The sequence below is a fragment of the Blautia sp. An249 genome (genome assembly GCF_002159835.1).
GTDB classification, from domain to species: Bacteria; Bacillota; Clostridia; order Lachnospirales; family Lachnospiraceae; genus Blautia_A; species Blautia_A avistercoris.
This window is the reverse complement of sequence record NZ_NFJL01000061.1, coordinates 1-1,330: the sequence shown is the minus strand read 5'-3', so window position 1 is coordinate 1,330 and position 1,330 is coordinate 1. Positions and strand designations below refer to the sequence as shown.

General features: G+C 54.7%; 1 protein-coding gene. It reads right to left on the bottom strand.

Annotation, left to right across the window (positions count from 1 at the left end):
* Positions 1 to 878 (bottom strand): DUF6017 domain-containing protein (locus B5F53_RS19485; RefSeq protein ID WP_330396254.1); only part of this gene is annotated, 878 nt, incomplete at its 3' end.
* Positions 879 to 1,330 lie beyond the last annotated feature (452 nt).

Below are 1,330 nucleotides of genomic sequence, written 5' to 3'. Positions count from 1 at the left end.
GAGGTGTAATAGTTGCCGATGGTGGATGGGGCGTTGAACAGCGCCGCCCGCAGGTATTGCTTGATGTTGCGGATTTCCGTGGTGTTGTTACTCATGCAATCCAGCACAAAGCGGATGTGTCCGCTGTCCAGCTTCATCATCTTGGCCTTTACCAGCTCCGCCGGATAATCGTCACCGGCAATGCGGATGGTCTTGCGTCTGGTGCAGACGGTTTCCAGTATCAGGTCTACGATCTCGTCCAGCCGGTCGCCGTCATGGGGCAGGTCGGATTTGAGAATGTCATAGCTGATATTGTCCTTGATGATTTCCTCATACACCTGGTACGCTTCACCCGCTTCCTTTCGCTTCCGTTCCGGCGGCTGTGCCGCCCTATCCTCCAAAGGGGAGGGGGTAGGGGAAAGGATAGGAATGGAATGGGTACTTGATAAATCCGTAGTTAATGGGTCTTTACTTTGTCTATCTTTATTTATTTGCATTGGATTTCCCGACGTCGGGTTTTCCGGCGTTGGATTATCCGATGTTGGATTTTCCAATACCGGGTTATCCAATCCCGGCGCAGCGTCGTCCGGCTGTACTGGCCGGGGCTGGGGCTGCTCGTAAATGGTATAGACCATATCGGCCATTTTGCCCTTGCCGTCCCGGTTCTGCTGGCGGGTGATGTACCCGGCCTTTTCCAGTTCCCAAACCGCTGTGCGGATGGCGTCAATGCTTTCCCGGTTGATAAGGGAGAGGCCCTTTAGGGTGTAGTCCCAATCTTCGGGCAGGGACAGCATTTGTGACAGCAGGCCCTTGGCTTTCAGCGACAAGTCCTTGTTCCGCAGGTGGTGGTTGGACATCACCGTGTAGCCCCGGTTTTTCTCTACGCGAAAAACTGCCATCTCGTCGTCAACTCCTTTCACTTGGAATGAAACCGCGTCCAGGGCGGTGAGCTTGCCCGGCTGGTAGGGACATTCCTCAAAGACACAAAACTGATATTTCCAGCGCGGGCGATAGAAGCGGCAGGTGCCGCAATCCTCCGGCGTGACCGCCTCGCCGCTGTCAAAGTGATCTGCGCCCGGCCTTTCCTGCATGAGCTGTTCAAAGGCCCGGTCGGTGCCGGAAGTGAAGTACATAGGTGTCCGCCTCCTTTCTGAATTTGGGCGCAAAAAAAGCGGCGTCCTGTTCTCCCCGCAGGGAAAAAGAACGCCGCTCGTGCGGTGTCATATTTTATTTTGCTCTGATGTGCTTGTCTGGTGGGCGCTTCACGGTGGGGGTAGTAAGCGTGTCCGGCTCAATCCAAAAGTAGTAATTTGGTAGTAAATTCGGTTCCCCTATCCCGTGATTTGCCCGG